General features: G+C 48.6%; 15 protein-coding genes. 5 read left to right on the top strand and 10 right to left on the bottom strand.

What is annotated here, in order from left to right; translation table 11 throughout:
- Positions 1-10: 10 nt before the first annotated feature.
- The 3 genes from ACMA1I_RS21125 (at position 11) to ACMA1I_RS21115 (ending at position 4,178) form a co-directional block, all read left to right on the top strand.
- Positions 11-976 (top strand): type IX secretion system membrane protein PorP/SprF, encoded by a 966-nt coding sequence (locus tag ACMA1I_RS21125; RefSeq protein WP_337070467.1) that lies wholly within the window; start codon positions 11-13, stop codon positions 974-976.
- Between the two features lie 20 nt (positions 977-996).
- Complete coding sequence (locus ACMA1I_RS21120) at positions 997-3,003, top strand: OmpA family protein (RefSeq protein ID WP_337070466.1); 2,007 nt, start codon at positions 997-999, stop codon at positions 3,001-3,003.
- A gap of 368 nt (positions 3,004-3,371) precedes the next feature.
- Positions 3,372-4,178 carry an alpha/beta hydrolase gene (locus ACMA1I_RS21115; protein WP_337070465.1) on the top strand — a complete coding sequence of 269 codons (807 nt, stop codon included), beginning with the start codon at positions 3,372-3,374 and terminating at the stop codon, positions 4,176-4,178.
- Positions 4,179-4,382: 204 nt separating this feature from the next.
- Here ACMA1I_RS21115 and ACMA1I_RS21110 read toward each other — a convergent pair whose 3' ends face one another.
- The gene (locus ACMA1I_RS21110) at positions 4,383-4,934 is read right to left on the bottom strand and encodes a hypothetical protein (RefSeq protein WP_337070464.1); all 552 of its coding nucleotides are present in this window, start codon (positions 4,932-4,934) and stop codon (positions 4,383-4,385) included.
- Positions 4,935-5,691: 757 nt separating this feature from the next.
- Positions 5,692-6,357, bottom strand: coding sequence for a septal ring lytic transglycosylase RlpA family protein (locus ACMA1I_RS21105; RefSeq protein WP_337070463.1), 666 nt, complete (start codon positions 6,355-6,357; stop codon positions 5,692-5,694).
- A 339-nt stretch (positions 6,358-6,696) separates the two neighbouring features.
- On the opposite strand from ACMA1I_RS21105, the gene ACMA1I_RS21100 reads away from it, so the two are divergent.
- Complete coding sequence (locus tag ACMA1I_RS21100) at positions 6,697-7,611, top strand: DUF72 domain-containing protein (protein WP_337070462.1); 915 nt, start codon at positions 6,697-6,699, stop codon at positions 7,609-7,611.
- A gap of 280 nt (positions 7,612-7,891) precedes the next feature.
- On the opposite strand, the gene ACMA1I_RS21095 is transcribed toward ACMA1I_RS21100, so the two are convergent.
- From ACMA1I_RS21095 to ACMA1I_RS21060, 8 genes are all read right to left on the bottom strand, one after another.
- Complete coding sequence (locus ACMA1I_RS21095) at positions 7,892-9,976, bottom strand: insulinase family protein (RefSeq protein ID WP_337070461.1); 2,085 nt, start codon at positions 9,974-9,976, stop codon at positions 7,892-7,894.
- Between the two features lie 12 nt (positions 9,977-9,988).
- Positions 9,989-11,323, bottom strand: a complete 1,335-nt coding sequence (locus ACMA1I_RS21090) for a pitrilysin family protein (RefSeq protein WP_337070460.1) — start codon at positions 11,321-11,323, stop codon at positions 9,989-9,991.
- A 459-nt stretch (positions 11,324-11,782) separates the two neighbouring features.
- Positions 11,783-14,194 carry a DUF5686 and carboxypeptidase-like regulatory domain-containing protein gene (locus tag ACMA1I_RS21085; protein ID WP_337070459.1) on the bottom strand — a complete coding sequence of 804 codons (2,412 nt, stop codon included), beginning with the start codon at positions 14,192-14,194 and terminating at the stop codon, positions 11,783-11,785.
- A 115-nt stretch (positions 14,195-14,309) separates the two neighbouring features.
- Positions 14,310-15,125 carry a phosphatase PAP2 family protein gene (locus ACMA1I_RS21080; protein WP_337070458.1) on the bottom strand — a complete coding sequence of 272 codons (816 nt, stop codon included), beginning with the start codon at positions 15,123-15,125 and terminating at the stop codon, positions 14,310-14,312.
- Positions 15,126-15,256: 131 nt separating this feature from the next.
- Positions 15,257-16,468, bottom strand: coding sequence for an NADH-quinone oxidoreductase subunit D (locus ACMA1I_RS21075; protein ID WP_414703960.1), 1,212 nt, complete (start codon positions 16,466-16,468; stop codon positions 15,257-15,259).
- 341 nt (positions 16,469-16,809) lie between these two features.
- Positions 16,810-17,406, bottom strand: a complete 597-nt coding sequence (locus tag ACMA1I_RS21070; RefSeq protein WP_337070457.1) for an NADH-quinone oxidoreductase subunit C — start codon at positions 17,404-17,406, stop codon at positions 16,810-16,812.
- A gap of 96 nt (positions 17,407-17,502) precedes the next feature.
- On the bottom strand, positions 17,503-18,042 hold the full coding sequence (gene nuoB / locus ACMA1I_RS21065; protein ID WP_414703959.1) for an NADH-quinone oxidoreductase subunit NuoB: 540 nt from the start codon (positions 18,040-18,042) through the stop codon (positions 17,503-17,505).
- 230 nt (positions 18,043-18,272) lie between these two features.
- Positions 18,273-18,752 carry an NADH-quinone oxidoreductase subunit A gene (locus ACMA1I_RS21060; protein ID WP_337070456.1) on the bottom strand — a complete coding sequence of 160 codons (480 nt, stop codon included), beginning with the start codon at positions 18,750-18,752 and terminating at the stop codon, positions 18,273-18,275.
- A 488-nt stretch (positions 18,753-19,240) separates the two neighbouring features.
- Between ACMA1I_RS21060 and ACMA1I_RS21055 the strand changes: the two genes are divergently transcribed.
- Positions 19,241-21,895 carry an ATP-binding protein gene (locus ACMA1I_RS21055; RefSeq protein WP_337070455.1) on the top strand — a complete coding sequence of 885 codons (2,655 nt, stop codon included), beginning with the start codon at positions 19,241-19,243 and terminating at the stop codon, positions 21,893-21,895.
- Positions 21,896-22,063: the final 168 nt, after the last annotated feature.

Here is a 22,063-nt window from a genome sequence, read left to right as displayed (position 1 = left end):
TGAACAAGAAATGACAAGGATAATTAAACACATACTGATTTTTTATGGCGTGCTGCTGTCCCCGGTGCTTTATGCCCAGCAGGCACCTCAGTACACGCAGTATATATTCAACGAAATGGTTATCAACCCGGCCTATACAGGTAGTAAGGAGTTGCTCAACATGAATGCAACGCACCGTAGCCAGTGGTCGGGGCTGGAAGGGTCGCCTACTTCGCAGGTGCTTAGCATAGATGGTCTCACCAGAAACGGAAGACTGGGGCTTGGCTTCAGTGCCCTGAACGATGAAATAGGGGTGCAGACACAGCTAAGTGCTTACGGCAATGCCTCTGTACGGCTTAACCTTAGCGAAACCTCCAGAATTGCGGTAGGGTTTGCCGGTGGATTTGCCCAATACACACTCGATGGTACCAAGCTTCGCCCTGGCAGCACGCTTGTGCCGGACGCCGCTATTCCGACAGGCCGCGAGTCGGAGCTGCTGCCAGATATAAGAGGCGGTGTGTTTTTTAACACAGAACGGTTCTATGCCGGTTTCTCTGCCGCCAACCTGATCCCTTTTAATGGGAATAACCCCCTGATTAGTACCCCGGCAAGGCAATATTTCCTCTCGACAGGCTATGTGTTCGACCTGAGTTCTGTTATCCGGTTTAAGCCAAGTATTTTGCTTCAGGAAGATTTTAAAGCGCCGGCTAAGGCTGACCTGAATGCTTTTTTAATGGTGTATGACCGGTTCTGGTTCGGTGGGTCGTACAGAACAGCTGTACCCTTGTTCAACAGGATGCCGGAAGATTATCACCTTCAAAAAAGAAATGCCTTTGCCCTTATTGCGCAACTGTTCCTGACGCCAAGCCTCCGACTAGGCTACTCGTACGACATCACGCTCAACGACCTGAGGGAATACCCTAGCCACGAGGTATCAATAGGATACACATTCTTCAAAAAGCAGGATACACGTACGCTTTCGCCACGCTTCTTCTAGAATTATACTTGCCGTAAAAAATGAAGATTATATCGCTACTAAAATTACTACTGCTCACAATATTTATAGCCGGAACCATGCCTGCGGCGGCGCAAAATGCACTGAAGCAGGCAAACAGGCATTTCGATAAATATGAGTATACATTAGCCGTAGCAGCTTATAAAAATGTACTGGCTGCCGGGGAACCAAGCCTGCCGGTGGTGCAGCGCATAGCCGACAGTTACCGGTTCATGAACAACAACCGCGAGGCCGAATTCTGGTATGCGCAGGTAGTTAACTTTCCGGATGCCGACCCTGTAAACTTGCTGCACTACGCGAATGCTGCCAAGTATAATGGCAATTTAGAAAAAGCAAAAGACCTTTACAGAAACTACGGCAGCAAAGCCAAAGACAAACGAGAACTAGCCACGCGGTTAATTGCTTCCTGCGACTCTGCCATGGCATGGCAAAATAATGCGAGACCTTACGAGTTTAAGAAGGCGATCGGCATAAATTCAAAAAGCTCTGACTTTAGCCCCATACAGGTTAAGGGCGGTATCATTTTCGCATCAGACCGTTTAGCAGGCGATACCACATCAACAAAACAACAGGCTGGCAGATCTGGCTGGACAGGGAATGGCTATACACACCTTTACTTTGCACCTGCCCTCTCCGACTCTACCTATGGCACTCCTGTAGCGTTGCCGGCCCCAATTAATACAGGCTTTCATAACGGACCTGCTGCTTTTCTGGAACAGGAAAACACCCTTTACTTTACCAGGGTTGCCGCTAAAAAGAAAGCCAGGCGCAAAGGCAATGCAGATCCTACGAGCTGGTTTACCAGCAATGCTAATCTTGAAACAAATAGGTTAGAGATTTACACCGCTGAACTAAAGAATGGAGCCTGGGAAAATATTAAGCCTTTCCGGTACAATAGGCCTGATGCTTATTCTGTGGGACACCCGGCTGTAACTCCAGATGGCAGGTACCTGTACTTTGTATCTGATATGCCGGGAGGAGCAGGAGCTACAGACATATATTATTGTGAGCGGCAGGAGAACGGCAGCTGGGGTAAGCCAACAAATGCCGGCAGTGCCATCAACACTGCCGGTCGCGAAAGTTTTCCTGCCATTGGTGCCGATGGCACCTTCTATTTCTCGTCAGACGGACACATAGGAATGGGTGGCCTCGATATTTTTAAGGCGGAAGGCGTGCATACCAGGTGGCTACGTGCCGAGAACATGGCACATCCTATCAACTCGTTTACAGATGACTTCGGAATAATGGTAGACAGTACCGGTAAAGCTGGGCTTCTTTCTTCTGATCGACTGCAGGCTAATACCACTGACAACCTCTTTGCCTTTAGCTATATCTCTATCCCGTGTAACATACAAGGCGTGGTGGCAGAAACGGTACAGGACGAAAAAACACGGCAGCGTGTGCAGATGCCTGTAGAAAATGCCCTCGTGCAGCTGCTGAACGAAGAGACAGGAAATTTTGAGCAAGTGGCAACCGATGCAAGAGGACGCTTCTTCTTTAAGGTAATGGGAGGAGTGCAGTATACCCTTAGAGGGAGCAAGGGCGGCTACCTGACACATGCCGTTACCATGATGATGGAGTGTAATGCCCAAACCGATACTTTAAACCTGGAAGTAGACTTTAACAGAGACACGCCAGATAAGCCGATTCTCCTCAAAAACATTTATTACGACCTGAACAAATCTGAGATCAGGCCCGATGCTGCCCGCGAACTCGATAAGCTGGTTAGAACGCTGCAGGAAAACCCACATATCAGGATTGAGCTTAGTTCGCACACCGACAGCCGCCAAAGTGCCCGCTACAACCAAACTTTATCTGAGGCCAGAGCCAAGGCAGCCGTAAATTACATTGTATCGAAAGGTATACCGAGCAGCAGGATTGTAGCGAAAGGTTACGGCGAGTCTATGATTTTGAACCGCTGTGTGGATGGCGTAAAATGTTCTGAAGAGGAACACCAGGAAAACCGCCGCACTGAGTTTAAAATTCTGGCTCCCAGCGTAACATTCTAGTTCTGCAAAACTTAAAACCGAACGGCTGGTTTAGGCAAAGAAGTTCTAATATCAATTTTCTAAAGAAATAGAATGGCTTTGCCATGCAGGCGCTTAACCCTGAATTTGAGTTTGACTTAATGTATAAGTTCAGGACAGAGCGCCTGCATAAAAATAATGTGCAGGCAAAGTAGTGCTCGTTGCCTTTAAAACCTTAAACTGGCAATTCTTTAGCTGCTAACACCACCTCTTTAGAATCAAATTCTTCTAATGAAAATGACCTTCCAGAGCCTTTTTGACCTTATACAGGCCTTGGGATGAGTAGGGCATCAACATTATCATTGTACCCAAGGGCTTGCCTGATGTTAAATTACCTTCGTCCTATATAAATGAAATACCGCTTACCTGATGGTGCCGAACTGCATTACGAACTGCACGGCAATTTAAAGGCCCCGCAATCGCTTGTTTTATTGAACGGGTTTTCTCAATCTACTGCAGCCTGGGCAGGAGTCGTGTTTGCCTTAGGTAAAACATTTCGGCTACTGTTGCTGGACTTTGTGAACCAGGGAAAATCAGACACGGTGCCTGAACTGCGTACCTTAGCGGCACACGCCGCCGATGTAGCCGAGCTACTTCAAAGCCTTGAGCTGCCGCAGCCAATTGTGGTGGGCATCTCAATGGGGGGAGCTGTGGCCCAGCACTTGCTAGTAAACCATCCGGAGCAGGTGCAGGCTGGCGTGCTGATCTCCAGCTTCGCACAGAAAGATGCTTATTTTGAGGCAGTGCTAAACAGCTGGCAGGAAATGCTATTGGCAGGCGGACCACCTCTCCTGCTCGAGGCTATGCTGCCCTTTGTGCTCGGAAGAAGTTATTTCACTAAACCCTTTCTAGTTAGCCTCGATCACCTTAAAAGCAGTAAAGCCTCCAGAAGCCTTACCACAGAGAGCCTGCTCCAGCAAGTTGCGACAATAAAAGCAAGTACTGATTATTTATCTGAGCTGAAAAAAATAAGAGTGCCTGTGCTCCTGGTGCATGGCCAGGAGGACGCTTTGTGTACCGTAGAGGCCGGAGAAGCTATGTGTATGGCCATACCAGGCGCTCAGCTAGAGGTACTGCCGCACAGTGGGCACACGCTGAATCTGGAGTGCATTCCTGATCTGGCAAAGCTTATAACTGCTTTTGCCGGGCAGCTGTAACCACTGCAGCAAGCCTGTGGACTATAAGTGTAAGCAGCTCCTGACGTCAGGAAGACAGATTCTTCTAATAAAAACTGCCTTCCGGAGCTATTTTTAGCTGATTTGCGCTTAGGGCATATGGTAGAGGTTTAGACATATGTGTGAGCCAAACCTTTGATTGTGTAGGTTTATGCTCCTGCTGATAAAGCGCCAGGCAAGAACTATCTAAACAATGGTCGTTCTTAATTTTAGATTTCGGGTAAGGGTTTCGATATACGGCTCGTCGAGCACTACATCTACACCTCCTATTACCTCGGGGCGGGCACGCACCAGAATTTTGCGGGTCTGGGAGTAGAAAACCAGTGCACAATCGTGCATCGCAATTTTTTCATTGCCCTCATTAAAATCCTGGTAAACCTCTATCATTAAAATTGGGTCGGAGAAAATGCGCAGGCTCGACAATTTGCCAAACTGTAAAGAGCCTTCCTGCCAGAGCGGAGCACTGCTGACATTAATGTCGAACTCATAATATGTGGCGGCATCGCGGTTAGAGAGCCTGTAATCGGCACTAATGTTGACATAGGTCCTGAAGTTTTCCAGACCATTATTGGTAGTGGAGAGCGCAATAGCAAAACCATTAGCCCAGAAAAGAAAATGGCCATTTTCGCCTTCTACCTGCAGCTTGTCTGAGTAAAAGAAATAAATTCTCTCCCCTAGTATATGCCTCAGAATTTTGGTCTGGTTATCTGATATCTTAACTATTTCTAACTGTTGCACCTTAAAAGTTCTTTAAATCGTTTTACTTCATACACCAGCACTGCCGTTACTGCTGATTGCCCGTAGCAGCCCCTCCACTACATACGCCTTGTCAGATACTTTTCAGCTTTAACAGCAAAGTTTACTAATACGCGATGTGGGCAAACAGGGTACGTTAAACGGCCAATAATTTTGGCTGAAGCAACAAAATTTTTAAAAGTCGCTTTTGCCATAGTCTCAGAGCATTAGCTTCTGTTGCTTGGCAAATTCTCTGGAGCTATTTTGCCACTATAAGCATAGTAGCCAACAGCAGCAAACGCTTATTTAGTGTTTGGTTTGCCGGAGAGGTTGGCAATGCGGCAGCACTAAACTGGTAACAGCTCCAGCAACCGTAAATTTACTTTATAGTTACAACATTAATCTTGCCAGTTTTTAGCTGTTGGGAGGTAATGGGTTGGTTTGCTGTAGAATAGAAAAGTTTTCTGCCTTAATCTTAAAAGTAAGGGGAATGGGCTGGTAATGAGTGGAAGGAATATAGCAGGAGGAAGAGCAGCCTTTTTGCTGCCAGTTGAGCAGAACAGGGGCTGCTTGACTGGCAAGAAATTGCCTGAAACAAGTGCATGTTCCGGAGAGAGAAGGAGCCGATCCTGGAGCTAGTAAAAATCAGGTGCTCTAAACGGCTGTATCAGGTTGTAAAAGGAGTAATCTTAATGGGGCAATGGTAGAAGCCAGTGCGCTGATAAAGTTATAGAAAGGCGCTCTGGCTTCAGTATTTTTATTAAGCTTCGGCTACCACACCATGCAGGCCTTCTTCGGCGAGCAGGTCATTAAAAGCTTCTGCTTGTTGTTTATTCTCAAAACGGCCCGCCTTTATCCGGTGAATCGTCATGCCATTAAATTGCTCTTCGCTGAGTTCAATAGACAAGTGCTTGTCAAACGCCTTCAGTTTTTCAGAAAACGCGATGGCGAACTGAGGCTTCAAAAACGAGCCAGCTTCAATAGTGAATACCTCATCGTCTTGTTCCAGCTCAGTTTCGTCGAGGCTTGCCATCTCAGCTCCTGGTGTGCCCAGAACCTCTACTTTAACCTCTCCTAAACCGGCACCTCTAATTTCTAATGCCTTGGCCGCAGCCTCCGATACATCAATAATGCGCTCGCCTACAAAAGGGCCCCGGTCATTTATCCGCACAATAACAGATTTGTTGTTGTCCAGGTTGGTTACTTTTACCTTGGTTCCGAATGGGAGTTTTTTGTGAGCGGCAGTCATTTCGAACCTGTTGTAGCGCTCGCCGCTGCTGGTCTTTCTGCCGTGGTATTTACTGCCGTACCAGGAAGCAATTCCAGTCTGAGATTTGGTGGCTTTTTGTGAAAAAGAAGGATTGCTAAAGCCGATAAATATGATAGTAATAAAGAAGAAAAAACAGTTTGTTCTATTAAAAATCATCTCATTTAATAGTTGGTGAAGTGGCAAAGATAAACAAAAATGTTTAAAACAAGCCTTTTAAACGATCGTGCCGCCCCAGCTGTAGGGGGATACAGTCTTTTAATTAAAATTGCTATAGGTCAAAATTTGCGAAAAACACTATTTTTAACGTATTTTGGAGGTATTGTTGTTTAAATATATATTGAAATATTTATAAAAAATAATTTTCGAATTTGTTAGTTAAATTTTTGAAACGTCAATTTATTGTTGAATAAGTACATTGGTTTTTTCTCTTAAAGACAGAAAATAGCAGCGCCAAAAGCGGGTTCAGAAACGTATAAATTGTAAAATAATTAGACTATGGATTTTGGGAAATTAGCCGACATCAGCAAAGTAGATTTTAGCCTGCCACCAGACCATCCAGATACCATTGCCACCTTACAGCACAACGCCACAAGTGGCACTGGAGCACCAGCTATTTTTATAGGCTTGCCGGTATGGGTAAACAAAGCCTGGGCCGGTCAGATTTACCCTGCCAGCATGCGCGAGAAAGACTCCTTGCATTGGTATGGCAAGCAGTTCAATACCATCGAGCTTAACAGTACCCACTACCATATTCCCAGCCCCGACACCATAGATCGCTGGCGCCATACCGTGCCGCAAGGCTTTAGGTTCTGCCCCAAATTTCCGCAGCTCATCAGTCACGAAGCACAGTTGCGGCGCACGCAGGACCTTACAGCCACCTTCTGCGAAGCCATAGCAGGTCTGGAAGAGAAGCTGGGGGCTTCTTTCCTGCAGCTTCCTCCCTTGTTTGGACCCAGGCAGCTCTCCGATCTGGAGGCACTTGTGCAGTTTGTGCCAGAGTCGGTGCCACTGGCGGTGGAGTTACGCCACCCCGACTGGTTTAAAAGCCAGGCAGCAGCGCAGGAACTGTACGAGGTGCTGGAGAAATACCGTGTAAGCACGGTGCTAACCGATGTGGCCGGTCGCCGCGATATGCTGCACATGCGCTTAACTACCCCGGTTGCCATGGTTCGGTTTGTAGGCAATGGCCTTCACCCCACCGACTACAGCCGTATAGATGCCTGGGTGGAACGCCTGCAGCATTGGCTGGAGGCTGGGCTGCAGCAGCTTTACTTCTTTGTGCACGAACCCGACAATACCGTTGCACCAGACCTGGCCATGTACCTGATCGAAAAGCTGAATACCGTTTGTAAACTGCACATAAAATCTCCCAAAAAGTTTGTGCAGGCAGTGCAGGGAGAATTGTTTTAGGGAAACAAAAGATACAAAATCTGTTAGTGCCTACTATTTGCCTCTTGCTTTCTAAAAAGTTGACATTAACCCTTAGCTCCAAGTGGGCTTAGGTGCATAAAGGGGGAATTATTCTAATGAAAACGGCCTTCCAGAGCTTTTGCAGTCATTTTAACTCCAGGTTATCCACATATAAAAACAAGGGCACCAATCCTTTATGATTGGTGCCCTTGTTAAGTTTTAATTAATGAAATACAGTAATCTAAAATCTAATTTATAGCGTCTCAGAGCTAATATCTATCTAAAGCTTAAACACATCTTCTGAAATCCCTTTATTTACCTCCACCGACTGCACCTCCGTTTTAATGACCTGAGGGCCGAAGCTGGTTTCGACGGTATGCGGAAACTTGATTCCGTTTACTTCTTTGTAATTTTTATAATTCCTGGTTTGGGTAATAATACCCTGAGGCGACTGCATACTGTTAATCGTCTTTATCAGCAAACCTGATTCTTTATCGAAGTAGTTGGTGGTGCGCTGGCCATTTGGCTGCTTTGCCTCCACCGCATACGCGGCTTTGCCATCTACATCTTCCATGCCCTTCAGTTCGGTTTTTACACCCAGCTTGTCGTAGAGCAGCACCCCGAAAATGGCTGCCTCGAGGAGCTGTGTGTTTAACTGATCGGCAGGTATTTCCTGGCTAATACCTTGGGCGGGCGCTTCCATTTTGCCTTTGCTGCCGTTAATAGTCACCTTTTGCATAGGGTTGCTGTTCATCAGAATGGCAACATAATATTTATCGGGCGACTTTTGCTGCTGCACAAACTCCAGTTGAGCCCCCTGCATGGTGGCGCTGCTTTTTATCGACACATCTTTTACCTTGTCGAGGTTAGCCTTGCCTCCCAGTGCCTGTACGTAATTGGCAAGTACAACTTCGGCTGTAAGGCCTGAAGGCAATGAGGCGGCCGTGCTGCGCTCCACTTTGTCGCCGGAGCTGTTATAGTAGCTCCGGCCGCCTCCTTTGTCGAAGGGCTCGAGTTTGGAGGCAATATCGCTGGCGTTTCCTACTGCTATAATATAGAGTTGGTCAGGTGTTATGTATTTCTGTGCCATGCGCTGCACATCGGCCACTGTTACAGCCTCTACTCTTTTGAGGTAGTTGGGATAATAGTCTTCTGGGAGATTGTAGCGGGCGGTGTTAATAGCATAAAAGGCAACTGTGTTAGGGTTCTCGAGGCCGCGGGCAAAGCTGCCGGTCATATAGGCCTTAGCGTCTTTAAGCTCCTGCTCGCTAACCTGCTCGTTGCGCACTCTGCTGAGCTCGTTTATAAATTCTACTACCGCGCTATCGGTAACGGCATTACGCACGTTGCCAGAGGCTGCAAAATATCCTAGCAGCTTGTCTGATGATATGGAGGAGTAGGCACCGTAGGTGTAGCCGTGCTTTTCGCGGAGGTTCATAAAGAGCCTGGCGGTGCTGGTGCCACCCAAAATGTTGTTCATGAGTTGGGTCGGAATAGATTCGGGGCTGCCTGGTTTTAGCTCGGCAGGGTTGGCCAGCGCCAGTGAAGTTTGCACGGCACTGGGTCGATCTACAATCACGACTTCAGTCTGAGCTGGCTTCTGAGGCAGTTCATAAGTAAATTGCTGTACCTCGCCTTTCTTCCAGTTTTTAAACGCAGATTTCTTTAGGAGTTTTTTTACATCCTTTGCTTTTACATCGCCTACCACAGCGAGGTAGCCGATGTTGGGTTTAAAGTAGCTGTTGTAATAGTTCTGTATATCTGCCAGCGTAATGCTTTCTACGCTCTTTTCCGTCATTTGCTCGCCATAAGGATGGTTTTTGCCAAACAGCAGCACCTGGCGCACTTTGCGGGCAATAGCATCTGGGTTTTCTTTATCCTGTGCCAGGCTGGCCAGCATTTGCTTTTTAACCTTATCCAACTCCTCCTGTTTAAAATCAGGGTTCAGAAGGGCATCGGCTGAAAGGTCGAGCAGGGTGGGCAGGTGCTTGGTAAGAGAGGAGGCGCTAAAGCCGGTGGAGGTAAACGAAAGCTCCGCTCCGATAAAGTCTACTGCTTCATCGAGCTGATCTTTGCTACGGCTCTTGGTGCCGGTGCGCATCATTTGCCCGGCCGCTGATACATAACCTGCTTTGTCGCCTTCTAAAATCGGGTCTCGGTCCAGCACCAGCGATAAGGAAACCACCGGTACTTTATGGTTCTCCACCACATACACTTTCAGCCCGTTTTTGAGGGTAAACGATTCATATTTGCCAAGCTCTATTTTGGGAGCAGGTCCTGGCTCCGGAGGTGTTTGTCTGGTTTGTGCCTTAACCGTGCTTACAATAACCAGCAGCAGGAAAAGGAAATAATATGTTTTTCTCATGGTCTGAAAGGCTTATTTAGGTTGTGCTGATTTAGGGAGGTAGTGCAGCACCACGCGGTTTTCTTTGGTTAAATACTGGTTGGCAACGCGCCTGATGTCTTCTTTCGTTACCTTTTGGTAGCGGGCCAACTCGGTGTTGATCAGGTTGGCATCGCCGAAGTACACGTGGTAATTAGCTAGTTGCTCGGCTCTGCCTGCTACCGTGGTGCTTTGTTGCACAAACTGGCTTTCTATCTGGTTGTGCAGCTTCTGGAACTCCCGGTCTTCGAGCGGCTCCTTCTTCACACGCTCAATCTCTGCATCCATAGCTGCTTCAAGGTCGGCTACGTCTACGCCCATGTTGGCGATGGCATAGGTCAGGAACAAGCCAGGGTCTTCCGTCGGAAACGGAACAGAGGCAGCTGCTACGGCTTTCTGCTGCTTGTCTACCAGGGCTTTGGGCAGGCGCGCGCTCTCGCCTCCGGAAAGGAGGGTAGTGAGCATTGAGAGCGCATAAAAATCTTCGGTGCCCTGTGCCGGAATGTGGTAACCTTGTATCACGGCAGGAAGCTGTATATTGTCGTACACCGTTTTGCGGCGCTCGGCTGTCTGCTTCGGCTCCTGCACGTTAGGCCTCGGAATTTCCTTTGTTCCTCTCGGGATGCTGGCAAAATACTGCTCTACCAGTTTTCGGGTTTTGGCCACGTCTATATCGCCGGCTATGGAAAGGGTGGCATTGTTGGGCACATAAAAGGTTTTGTAGAAGTCACGAAACTCCTCAATAGAAGCTTTTTTCAGGTCCTCAAAAGAGCCGATGGGCATCCATTTGTAAGGATGCACCTGGAAGGCGGTACCGAACATGTTTTCGCCCATGGAGCCATACGGTTGGTTGTCGATGCGTTCGCGCTTTTCCTCCTGCACTACCTTACGCTGCGTTTCTACGCCCACCTCATCTATTTTGGCGGCACGCATGCGCTCAGCTTCCATCCAGAGCCCTAGCTCCAGCTGGTTAGAGGGCAGTAGCTCGTAGTAATAGGTGCGGTCGAAGGAGGTGTTGGCGTTGAGGGTGCCACCTGCTTTGCTGACCATACTCATATACTCTCCCCGGCCAATATTCTCGGTGCCTTCAAACATCAGGTGCTCAAAAAAGTGCGCAAAGCCGCTGCGGCCTTCCACTTCGTTCTTAGAACCGACATGGTAGAGCACCGATACAGCCACATTGGGAGTAGAGTTGTCCTGGTGCAGGATCACATGCAGCCCATTGTTAAGGGTGAATTGAGTAAATTCGATTTTGTTGCTCTTGCCTTGCGCCAAAGCTCCAATACTGGCAGCGCACCACAAAAGGCAGCTGAATACAGTGCGTTTCATGCAGAGGTTGTTTTATAAGGTTGTGAGGCGGCGTGTAAAATGTGCTGCCTTAATCTCTTAAAATTAACAGAATCTGTGCAAAAGGTCTACCTGCAAAGGCAATAAAACGCAACAAGCACGGCTGGTTTCTACCAAGCAATTGCGTCGCTATACTAACAGCCTAATTTTATCGATTAGTAGTATGCGGGAGTAACCAGTGCTGTTAAATTTTTCTAATAAAAAAGGCCTTCCTGATGCATTTTGGAGAGTATAGATAATAGATGTGAGATGATAGACTTTCTTAAACAATGTCTTGATATCGATCTGCTTCCCCCAGACGCTCGCAGGAGCTATGCACGCTGTGAAGTCTTAGTTGCTAATTCTGGCTCAACCATTAAGCCATTTTAGAGCAACCAATTCTTCTAATAAAAATAGCCTTCCACAGGCAAAATGACCTGTTGAAGGCTTAGGGTTGGCTGGTTAAAAAAACAAAGAAGTCGTTAGCTTGATCCTGAAATTATCGGAGGCTTTGTCTAAGGCGTAGGGGCCGTAACGGTAGAAGAAGCCTACACCTACACCAGAAAAGGGAGAGGCAATAATGTCGTTCAGCAGCAGGCCAGATTCATAGAAACCGCGTGTCATGGTTTGGAAGTGCTGCGCCTGCTCTGCAAACTGCTGGCTCTTCATATCTCCGAAACCGATGTTGGTGAGCAGCACCACGTTGGGCTGAAAGAAGCGGGTGCGCAGTAGGCGTTTGCCAATGTCTTGCTGCAGAAAAAGTGAGGTATAGCGGTCGGAGAAGAACTCGTAAGGCGTCATAGTTTCAAATCCTTCGCCGGTATACACCTTATAAGAGGGGTTAAAGCTGCCGTAGCCATTGTACATGGCTAGTAGCGGGAGCTCGCCTTTTATTAACCCGCCAGTCAGCAGCACCCTGGTTTCGCCGGTGGTGCGGTGCCTGAAGGAAGCAGCAAGCCTTGCATCGTATTTATGGTAGTCGTATTCGCCTTCTAATACGCCCTTCAGGCCACGGCTATACTGCGCCCACAGCACCGGGAAACCGGTAGGAACAGGCCTTGTTTGGTTAAACAGCCGCACCAGTTGCTCGCCATAAGCATAACGCAAGCCCAGCATTGCCTCTGCTGTGGTATACTGAGCCGGAGTTTGGGGTATTTCTGCTGCCAGTGTTGGTCTTCGCTCTTCCTGCCGCAGCATGGCCTGCACCTGCAGGTGGCGGAGCAGCCTGCCAGAAAGCGCGGTGCTCCTGTGCGTGGCATAGTCGAGGTGCGTGAGCAAGGCTGGGCGCAGGCTGTTAAAACCGCTGCGTGGCATAAAGGGCAAGCGTCTGCCGCCTGGCTCCAGCACATCTTCAAAAACCTCAGCGCCTAGTTTAAGTTCAGATGCTTTGTGGAGCAGCAGGCTGGCATCTGCACCGTATTTATGTTGTTCATCTCCAAAACCATATCCCCAGTAGCCACCCACTACAAATCGCTCCGAAAAACGGTTATTTGTGTGTGCACCAACACCCAGTCGTAATCCTTCAAAATCGCTGAGTCGCAGGAAGCGGTTCAGGTCGAGGCTGATTTTTCCGATTGGAATCTGACGGGCGCTCAGGTATTCTACCACCCGTATTTTCTGTTCCAGGTTATCGGCTTTGCCTACGCTATCGAGCTGCTGGTAGGTGCGCTGCTCCAGTTGGTTCAGCGAGTCGGGCCGGTACTGCTGCCAGAAAGTTAAAGGCTGCCGATGCGCCTCCGGTGCCTGCGACAGGGCAATCAGGTCGAAGTCTCGCCTGCGGAGCGGTGGGTTCAGTTCTATATTAGTAATATAGGTTCTTAGGTGACCGAAAGGTTGGTGGCCCCGCATCTGCACCTGCGGAATAGTAGTCTCCACATCGAGTTCCTTGGGGAACCAATACCCTTGTACCTGCTGAAATTGCTGCTGCAGCTTCATGCCGCGTTTGTCGTCGTCGGCCGCTGATGCTGCTATTACATTCTGTACCGCCCAACCACGGCTGTTGATGTACAAAATGCCAGAGAGCCCATCAAAGTTCTTGCCTTCGGCAGGGCTGTAGGAGATAACATAAACAGTGTCTGGACCGATGACGGAAGTTTCTTCGAGCAGAAATTTGTACTTGCGGGTACTGCCGGAGCTGAGAGGGCTGAGGTAGCGTTTGCCAAAAAATACGGGCATGTCGTCATACACCGAAAAAGCTCGTGCCTCGGCGGCCACTATGCCAAAGCTTGGCTGCTCCAACCCCGACACCCGGGTGGCCCGGATCGTCTCCTTTTGTTTGTTCGGCTTCAGGAAAGCGAAATCGGTAATACTTTCAGAGAGGAACAGGTGCTGCTCGTTTAGCAGTTTTCCCATTTTAAGGTAAGCCGAGTCCTGGCGCGAAAGCGAGGGCTGCGCGCGTATGGCAGCTGCATCTGCAGTGCCCACTGCCGTTAATATAAACTTATTGTAAGAGCGGTAGGTGTAGGCATCCAGGTTCTCGAGCTTGTGCTGCTCCCGGTGCTGGCTCGCCAGTTTAATAATGCGGTGTGCCGGATTCTCACCGGATCGAACCACTACTTCTGCCAGCCTTGCTGCGGCTGGTTGAAGCAATACCTGTAGCCTACCCGTAGAATCGGGAGTGGCAAACTGCGTTGTGTACCCTACATAGCTTAAGCGCACCGATTTTATAGGCCGGTTGTGCCGAAGCAGGAATTCGCCATCCAGGTTGGTTGTGGTGCCTGCTTCTCCTTCGTTTACGATTACGTTCACAAAGGCCAGTTTTTCGCGTGTGCGGGCATCTTGTACCGTGCCTTGTATTTGCGTAGGCTGTGCAAGAGCGGCCGTTGCAACAAACAAACCGAAAAAGAACAAAAAGCAGCTGCGGAGTTCAAACATTTTAAGAATGTTAGCGACCATTTGCCGTACTTTCAATAAAAAGTCGCGTTATAAATTTCTATGCAAATTAAGAAGTCCTGTTATTTTATGTTCGCTGCCTGTCTCTTTTTTTAAGTTAAAACGCAATTGTAAGTGCCATGCCCTTTGCACCTCCGGGGAGCACAACCGGCACAAATGTAGTATTAAGCCCTCCGCCTTTTGTTAGCTTTGCATGCACCCAATACACCGTGTTTACCGAGATAATACCCACACCGGCACCAGCCAATACATCGGCCATCCAATGTGCATTGTTTAACACGCGCATCACGCCGGTGGCACCTGCAATACCGTAGCTGGCTACGCTTATCCAGGGGCTTTTGTGCCGGAATTCTTTATCCATAAACGTGGCTATGGTGAAGGCATAAGTAGTATGGCCCGATGGGAAAGCGTGCGGCTCTCCGTTAGGACGATCTATGTTGGTGAGCCCTTTTACCGGCCAGACAACCGCCGAAGCAAGTACACCAGACAGACCAAGAAGTAAGGTTTGCCGCCCCAGCTCATGCCTGTTCTGCGATGAAATTAGGTTGAAGCCATACAACCCAACCAGCGGCGCAAGCATTATAAAATCATCTGCTTCTGTGCTAAAGTTCGGAAAGGCTCTGTTTCGGGCATCGCGGGTATCAAAACTACTGATAAGGCCTCTCCCCTGAATGGTAAGTATGCCTGCTCCAACCAGTGCTACAGATGGTATGACAGCTCGCTTCAGAAAACGACTGTTGCTGGCCTCCAGGCGCTGAGCATCGGTAAAAGGATTTTTCTGGCCCGGAAGCACTGTGTCTGCCGGCAACGCATTGGCTGTGTCTTTATCTATAGGTTGTATCTGAGCTATTGTTTGTGCAGGAGCAAACAGCACCATTAGCCAGAGCAGGTGAATCGAAAGCAGTTTATTCATAAAGTAATCAATCAGCGTGGAGTCATCATTTTAAGATTATTCAGAACGATGATACGAAACTGATGTTTTATACTTTGGTAACAATTTGGTAACAGGTGCCTCAGATGCTGTTAAACAACCTTTTGATGCTGTTACCTGTCGAGTTCGCCCAGCACAATGTCTACAGAGCCTACAATGGCAATAAGGTCGGCTACCATGCAGCCTTTCGATATTTCATGTAGTACCGACAGGTTAGAGAAGCAGGGAGAGCGGCCTTTGCAGCGAAATGGAACATCGCTACGGTCGGTGGTGCGGAAAAAGTAACCCAGTTCGCCCCGGGGCGTCTCGGCCCGGAAGTAAAGTTCTTTGCTGCCAGTGGTGCGCAGTTTTTTGGGGCAGGCTGCCTGCGGATCGAAGTCGGGAGTGCGCTTATAGTCGCCGAGCAGCCGGTCGAGGCACTGCCGTATTATTTTGGCTGATTCGCGGCACTCCTGCATGCGCACATAGTTTCTGTCCCAGCAGTCGCCGGTGGTGCCTGCCAATCCCTGCCCAATCGGCACCTCAAACTCCAGCTCCGGGTATACGGAGTAGCCATCTACACGACGCAGGTCGTATTTAAGACCGGAGCCACGCAGCATAGGGCCTGAGCAGCCGTAGTTTATAGCCACATCCAGCGGTAGAATGCCTACATTGGCGGTTCGGTTAATAAATATGGAGTTGTCGAACAAGATAGTTTCCAACTCATCGAGTTTTGGCATGAGGTAATTTATAAACTCGCGGCAGCGCTCCTCAAAGCCTATGGGCAGGTCGTAGTACAGGCCTCCAACCCAAATGTAGTTGTAAAGCATACGCGCACCCGATGCCCACTCCAGTAGCCGTTGAATATGCTCTCGGTCGCGTAGCAGCCAAAGAAAGGGTGTAAAAGCTCCAATATCGATGCCGTAGGTACCAATGGCTACAAAGTGCGATGCCAAACGGTTAAGCTCCGCCACCAGCACCCGGATATACTCTACCCGCTTTGGAATCTGGTCAGTAATGCCCAGCAGCTTCTCCACGCCCATGCACCACACATGCTCTGAGTTCATGGCGGCCAGGTAGTCCATGCGGTCTACATAAGGAATGGTCTGGTTATAGGCCATGCTCTCGGCGTGCTTTTCGAAGCAGCGGTGCAGGTAGCCAATGTGCGGCACCACATCCGTAATGAGCTCTCCATCTGTAACCACTTCCAGGCGCAGTACACCGTGGGTTGAGGGGTGTTGCGGCCCCATGTTAATGATCATCTCGCCTGCCTTCAGGCTGGCCACATCGAACTTATTAGGCTCTGACTGCAGCAGGTAGTTCTGGTAGATGGATGAAGTGCTCAAGTATATAGCAGAATTAAGAAATCTAAAAAGATATACAAAGTACGGAAAAAGCAGGAACTTCTGTAAGTGTTAATTGCTACCTGAATAGGACAGAAGATATCATCAGTATCGGGATGTACAGGATTAAAAGATCAGTAAGAGTATGCGTTAAACCGAATTTTATTCCCTCATCGATAACTCTCTCAGAATTTCTCCAAAGTACCCATTTAACAAGTAAGCCATTTTACTAGCAGCAACCAATTATTCAAATGAAAAGGCACTCCCGGAGGTTTTGGAGCTATTTTGAGCTAAGGGTTACCTATGTAGATGAGCACAACACAGAAGCTGATGCCACAGCTTTTCTACTCTGGCTTCTCCCGTTTATCAGAAAAAGGAGTTGGGGTGCCGGTGAGCCACTGCGGTTCGCTCTTGAAACCGTTGTTTTCGTTGTGGTCGTCGTAGGGTACTTTTATGCCGTGGTAGTAATCCTGGAGTTTATAATCTCTGCGAAGCGGGTGGCCCTCCCAGTCGGCGGCGCAAAGAATGCGGCGCATGTCGGGGTGGCCGCTAAAGCGGATCCCCACCAGATCAAATACTTCTCGCTCGTGCCAGTCAGCGGTGCGCCAGATATGGCTTACGGTAGGCACCTGCGGCAGCGGCTCTGTTTCCTGCTGGTTGCGCGGCACTAGTACCTTCAGCATCAGGTGGTGGTCGTAAGGTATAGAATATAGATTATATACGACTTCCATTGTGCCTGCTTCAGGGCCATTATCGAGGCCGGTGAGGCAGGAGAGAAAGTCGAAGTAAGTCTGCTCGTTATCGTGCAGTTGCAGGCACACATCGGCCAGGCGCTCGGTCTGCAGCACCAGGTAGGGCTGCAGGTTATCTCTCTTCTCAGCCACAACTACCTCCTGCCCAAACAGCTCCACAATCAAATTCCTGATTTCTTCGAACAACATAAGAGATGCTAGATTTTAGATACTAGATTTTAGATTTTTCTCAATACCTGCAGACTAATTCTGCCTGACGCAGCATTCCTAATCTTTATTCTTTAATTAAACCCGCAGCGCCTGTTGCTCCTTGCTTAGCTGGCGTTTAGCCATTAAGGCCTGTACAGCACGGGGAGCACGTATGGTTTCTTTTCTGATGATCTCCTGCAGCTTCAGGAAGCCTCCTATCAACGCTTCGGGGCGGGGCGGGCAGCCGGGCACATACACATCTACAGGTATAATGCGGTCTACACCTTTTACTACATGGTAGCCATGTTCCCAGTAGGGGCCGCCGCAGTTGGAGCAGGACCCCATTGAAATAACATAGCGCGGCTCCGGCATCTGCTCATAAAGCCGCCTTACCCGATCCGCCATTTTAAAGGTAACAGTGCCGGCTACAATCATCACATCCGACTGCCGGGGTGAGGCACGCGGAATAACGCCAAATCGGTCTATATCGTAACCGGAGCTGTAGGCTCCCATCATTTCTATGGCGCAGCAGGCAAGGCCAAAACCCATAGGCCAGAGCGCCGTTAAACGAGCCCAGTTCAGCAGGTCATCTAACTTTGTAATCACAAGTCCGCCTTCTCCTGTCTTCTCTTCCATTGGTTTAATTAGATGCTAGTTTAGCGTAAGGCTAAATTAAAAATTCAAAATTAGGAATGATACCGCGGTTACACTGAAGAATTGCTGATGGCTAATTTCATAAGCACAAGTACTCGCCCTATTATAAAATTCCAAATCAACTTTTTACCCCTGCAGCAATTTAACAAGCAGGCCATTCAAGAATTCTTCTAATGAAAATGCCCTTCCAGAGGCTTTTGACCTATAAAAGGTTACAGGCTTTGTTTATCGTTAAACCGCTGATACATTTCCATTGGTATTTTAGAGCGGCTTTTTGGAATTACCGGGTTTGGTTTAATCCAGTCGAGGTGACCTTTGGCCCACACGTAAGCCAGCCCCAGCACCAGCACGCCTATAAAAATAAACATTTCTACCAACGAGAACCAGCCCCACAAGCCATCGGTAGCTGCGATCAAATCGCTTCTGCCAAACACTACGGCCCACGGAAAGAGAAACGCCAGCTCCACATCAAAAATAATGAAGATAAGCGCCACCACATAAAAGCGTGGGTTAAACTGTATCCAGGAGTTTCCAACCGGCTCCTCCCCCGATTCATAGGTTGCCAGTTTCTCAGGATTCGGGTTGTGCGGGCGCAGCAGCTTGGCTGTAAACAAGCCAATAACCACAAAAATAGCCCCACCGATCAGGTACAGCAAAATGGTTCCGAAATCAGAATAATACGTTTCTGCCATAGTAATTTGCAGCTGTTTGTACAAAGTTACAACGAAATTCTGGTTTGATGTCCATTTCTTCCCCTCCGCTTGCAGCTAAGTTGGTGGGGCAAGGAGTATAGAAATAATTGAAACAGATTTAAGAACCAGATTTTAAATTATTCAAATCAAAACTGCCTCCTGAAGGATTTTCTTTAAAATTCTGCTAAGGGAATAAGGAGCATAATTGACTTGTATAAATTTAGCAGGCAAGCATACTCCCAGGCCGCATGCAACATGGCTAGTCAAAACTACGTTCAGCCTGCTGTTTACCCGCTCCATGGCCATTTAAGTTCCCTAACTTTGCAGAGAAGCCTAAGGAGCAGGAAATGCCGAAAGCTTTTGTATAAGTCTTGTAAAGCTACGTTTTGCAGTAAGTTAAGGTGGCGGCTTTATATAAAACACGCGTTTATTGAATCTTATTCAAAAAGCTGCGTTTTACTTTTAATTCAACATCCGCAAACAGCCTCATGCAAATATCCGGAGACAGCATAAAAGCGAAAGTAATCATTGGTTTCGGTCTGGCCATTTCGGTAGTGGCAGTGGCCGTTTACCTCTTCTACGCCAGCTTTACGCAGTTACTCGGCTCTGTAGACGACTTGGCCAAGCCAAACCACAAATTAGCCAAACTCCAGCACATACTCGCCGACATTGCCACAGCCGAAAGCTCCATCAGGGCCTACACCCTCACCACTGACGAAAAATATTTTAAAGCCTACATTCAGGAACTTGAAGGCATAGACAAACAGGTAGACTCGTTGCGCCTGCTCATGAACCGCAATCCGGCCGAACTGGCCCGGCTCGATTCTATTGCTGCCCTCTTGCAGGAAAAAGAAAAAAGCATGGAGCGCTATGTGGCCCTACGGAAGCAGGAGCAAAAAGCAAGTTACCCCGATCAGGCTTTGCGCAAAATTAACTCTAAGGCCACAGTACAACCTGCCACTACTATTATAAAGCGGCACACCACCACCACCATCTCCGATAAAGCACCCGTACCAGAAATAGTTGAAACTAAGCCAGCCCAGAGCAACAACCGGCGTGGCCTGTTCAGTAAAATTTTCTCTAAAAAGAACGACGATAAAGAGGAAGAAGTAAAAGAGGAAGTGCCGTTAAAACCTATTTCGGTGCCTCAGCTGCAGGTTAAAATGGATGTGTCGGTAGATACTAGTTCGGCTTCTTCGTCGCAGCAGGTGGCCCAGGTAACCGAAATCAAAAGTATTCTGCAAACGCTCAAGCAGGAGGTAAGAAAACAGGAAGCCATGCTCACGGCAAGAGAACTGGCTATGCTGCAGCAAGACAAGGTAATTATGGACCGCATCCGGACGATGCTCTACGACCTCGAAAAAAGCGAGACGCAGCAGGCGAGTCTTAACGCCGAGAGTGCCAAAGCAGTGGTACATAAAAACTCAATGGTGCTGCTGCTGGTTGGAATTTTCGGGCTCATCAGCAGTATTTCTTTTATTTTGATCATTCTACGCGATATTACCCGCAGCAATGCCTATAAAGCGCAGCTCATTCGGGCTCAGAAAGAAGCGATTCAACTTGCTCGTGCCAAGGAGGCCTTTGTGGCCAACATGAGCCACGAAATTCGGACGCCGCTAAACGTAGTGCTCGGTTTTTCGGAGCAGTTGCGCCACACACCGCTCCATGCCACGCAGCAAGAGCACCTGCAGGCTATCAGCAGCGCTGGTGAGCACCTGCTGCACATCGTAAACGATGTACTGGACCTTTCGAAGCTCGAAGCCGGCAAGCTGCAGCTGGATGTGGTGCCTTTCTCGCCCCAGCATTTGCTGCAGGAACTGGAGCAGGCTTTTAAACTCAAAGCCGAGACAAAAGGAATAACTTTTGATTGCCAGGCAGATGAAAAGCTGCCACAACAGCTCCTGGGAGATTCGCTCCGTCTGAAGCAGGTGCTCTTTAACTTGGTAGACAACGCGATTAAATTTACACACGAAGGGCAGGTAACGGTAAGGTGCAAGCTTAAGTCGCACCGTCGTAACCGGGTGGCGGTACAGCTGGAGGTATCCGACACAGGCATTGGCATACCTATGGAGCAGACAGAGCACGTATTCGGCGAGTTTAACCAGGCCGACGGCTCTATTATCCGGAAATATGGCGGCACTGGCCTTGGCCTTTCTATTAGTAAGCAACTGGTAGAGGCACAGAATGGCGTCTTATCGCTACGCAGCGAGGTAGGAAAAGGCACGACCTTTACAGTGGTGCTTCCGTTCAGGGAGCTCAAAACCATTGACGTTCCTGATACTGCCGATGCCACAGAAGAGAACGACATACCGCAACCGGTTTTAAAAGGAAAGCAAGTGCTGGTGGTAGACGATGACCCGTATAGCCGCACGCTCTGTGAGCTTATGCTAAAGCGCTGGGGCATGCAATCCCGCCTGGCAAACGACCCAAAACAGGCACTGAAACTTCTGGAGCAGTATACCTTCGACCTGGTGCTGACCGATATTCAGCTGCCGGGTATGAGCGGCAAAGCACTGGCCAAGATAATCCGGAAAAAGAATCCGACTTTGCCTATTCTGGCGCTCACGGCTAATATCATGAGCCGTAATAAAGAATTTTTTGCTAAAACAGGCATTTCCGATTATTTGCTTAAGCCTTACTCAGAGCAGGAGCTGCACCAGAAGCTAAGCAAAGCCCTACATATACTACCTGCACCCCCCAAGCCGGAACCTGTTGCACCAGAACCTGCGCCTGTGCTTGCTGCGCCTGTTACCACTGCTACCTCGGTTCATGCCGCTGCAGAAACAGTAGAACCTCTATTCGACCTGACCGAGATAAAGCTTTTTGCAGGAGACGACAGTGCCGCCATGGCTGCTATTCTGGAAGTACTTGTTGCTGATAACCGCCAGAATTTGCAATTGCTGCTGGAGGAGGCTTCGGCTGGCAACTGGCAAAAGGTTGGTGGTATTGCTCATAAAATGCAGACAGCCTTTAAGCACCTGCACGCACACTCTGTTACCGGTGCCTTACAGGAGCTCGAACAAGTACTGCACCAAGGTAAGCCAACACCCGCAAATTGCCAAAAAGCGGTTACACATCTTCAGGAGCAGGTTCCTTTGTTACTGGCTGCCCTGGAACAGGAACTTTCAGTTCCACAGGAATAGGCATTAGCTGCTCGCCATGCAGCTAGCCAGGCAGCAGGTGCTTGGTCTATAATTTCTACCGCTCAAAAACAACAACCATCTGGCATCTGCTTGTATTTCAGGAGAATTGTTTAACTTATGCCGCTAATGCGCATAAGTTAAAAAGATAGTGCGCCTGCAAAAGCCTGG

Origin of the sequence: Pontibacter sp. 13R65 (assembly GCF_047525655.1) — a bacterium.
In the GTDB taxonomy this organism is placed as follows: Bacteria; Bacteroidota; Bacteroidia; order Cytophagales; family Hymenobacteraceae; genus Pontibacter.
The sequence above is the reverse complement of the archived record's forward strand: the minus strand, read 5'-3'. Positions and strand labels throughout refer to the sequence as shown.

Coding starts and splice junctions, on each gene's coding strand:
- ACMA1I_RS21125 (WP_337070467.1), top strand. CDS start 11: ATGACAAGGATAATTAAACACATACTGATTTTTTATGGCGTGCTGCTG.
- ACMA1I_RS21120 (WP_337070466.1), top strand. CDS start 997: ATGAAGATTATATCGCTACTAAAATTACTACTGCTCACAATATTTATA.
- ACMA1I_RS21115 (WP_337070465.1), top strand. CDS start 3,372: ATGAAATACCGCTTACCTGATGGTGCCGAACTGCATTACGAACTGCAC.
- ACMA1I_RS21105 (WP_337070463.1), bottom strand. CDS start 6,357: ATGATTTTTAATAGAACAAACTGTTTTTTCTTCTTTATTACTATCATA.
- ACMA1I_RS21100 (WP_337070462.1), top strand. CDS start 6,697: ATGGATTTTGGGAAATTAGCCGACATCAGCAAAGTAGATTTTAGCCTG.
- ACMA1I_RS21095 (WP_337070461.1), bottom strand. CDS start 9,976: ATGAGAAAAACATATTATTTCCTTTTCCTGCTGCTGGTTATTGTAAGC.
- ACMA1I_RS21090 (WP_337070460.1), bottom strand. CDS start 11,323: ATGAAACGCACTGTATTCAGCTGCCTTTTGTGGTGCGCTGCCAGTATT.
- ACMA1I_RS21085 (WP_337070459.1), bottom strand. CDS start 14,194: ATGTTTGAACTCCGCAGCTGCTTTTTGTTCTTTTTCGGTTTGTTTGTT.
- ACMA1I_RS21080 (WP_337070458.1), bottom strand. CDS start 15,125: ATGAATAAACTGCTTTCGATTCACCTGCTCTGGCTAATGGTGCTGTTT.
- ACMA1I_RS21070 (WP_337070457.1), bottom strand. CDS start 17,406: ATGTTGTTCGAAGAAATCAGGAATTTGATTGTGGAGCTGTTTGGGCAG.
- nuoB (WP_414703959.1), bottom strand. CDS start 18,042: ATGGAAGAGAAGACAGGAGAAGGCGGACTTGTGATTACAAAGTTAGAT.
- ACMA1I_RS21060 (WP_337070456.1), bottom strand. CDS start 18,752: ATGGCAGAAACGTATTATTCTGATTTCGGAACCATTTTGCTGTACCTG.
- ACMA1I_RS21055 (WP_337070455.1), top strand. CDS start 19,241: ATGCAAATATCCGGAGACAGCATAAAAGCGAAAGTAATCATTGGTTTC.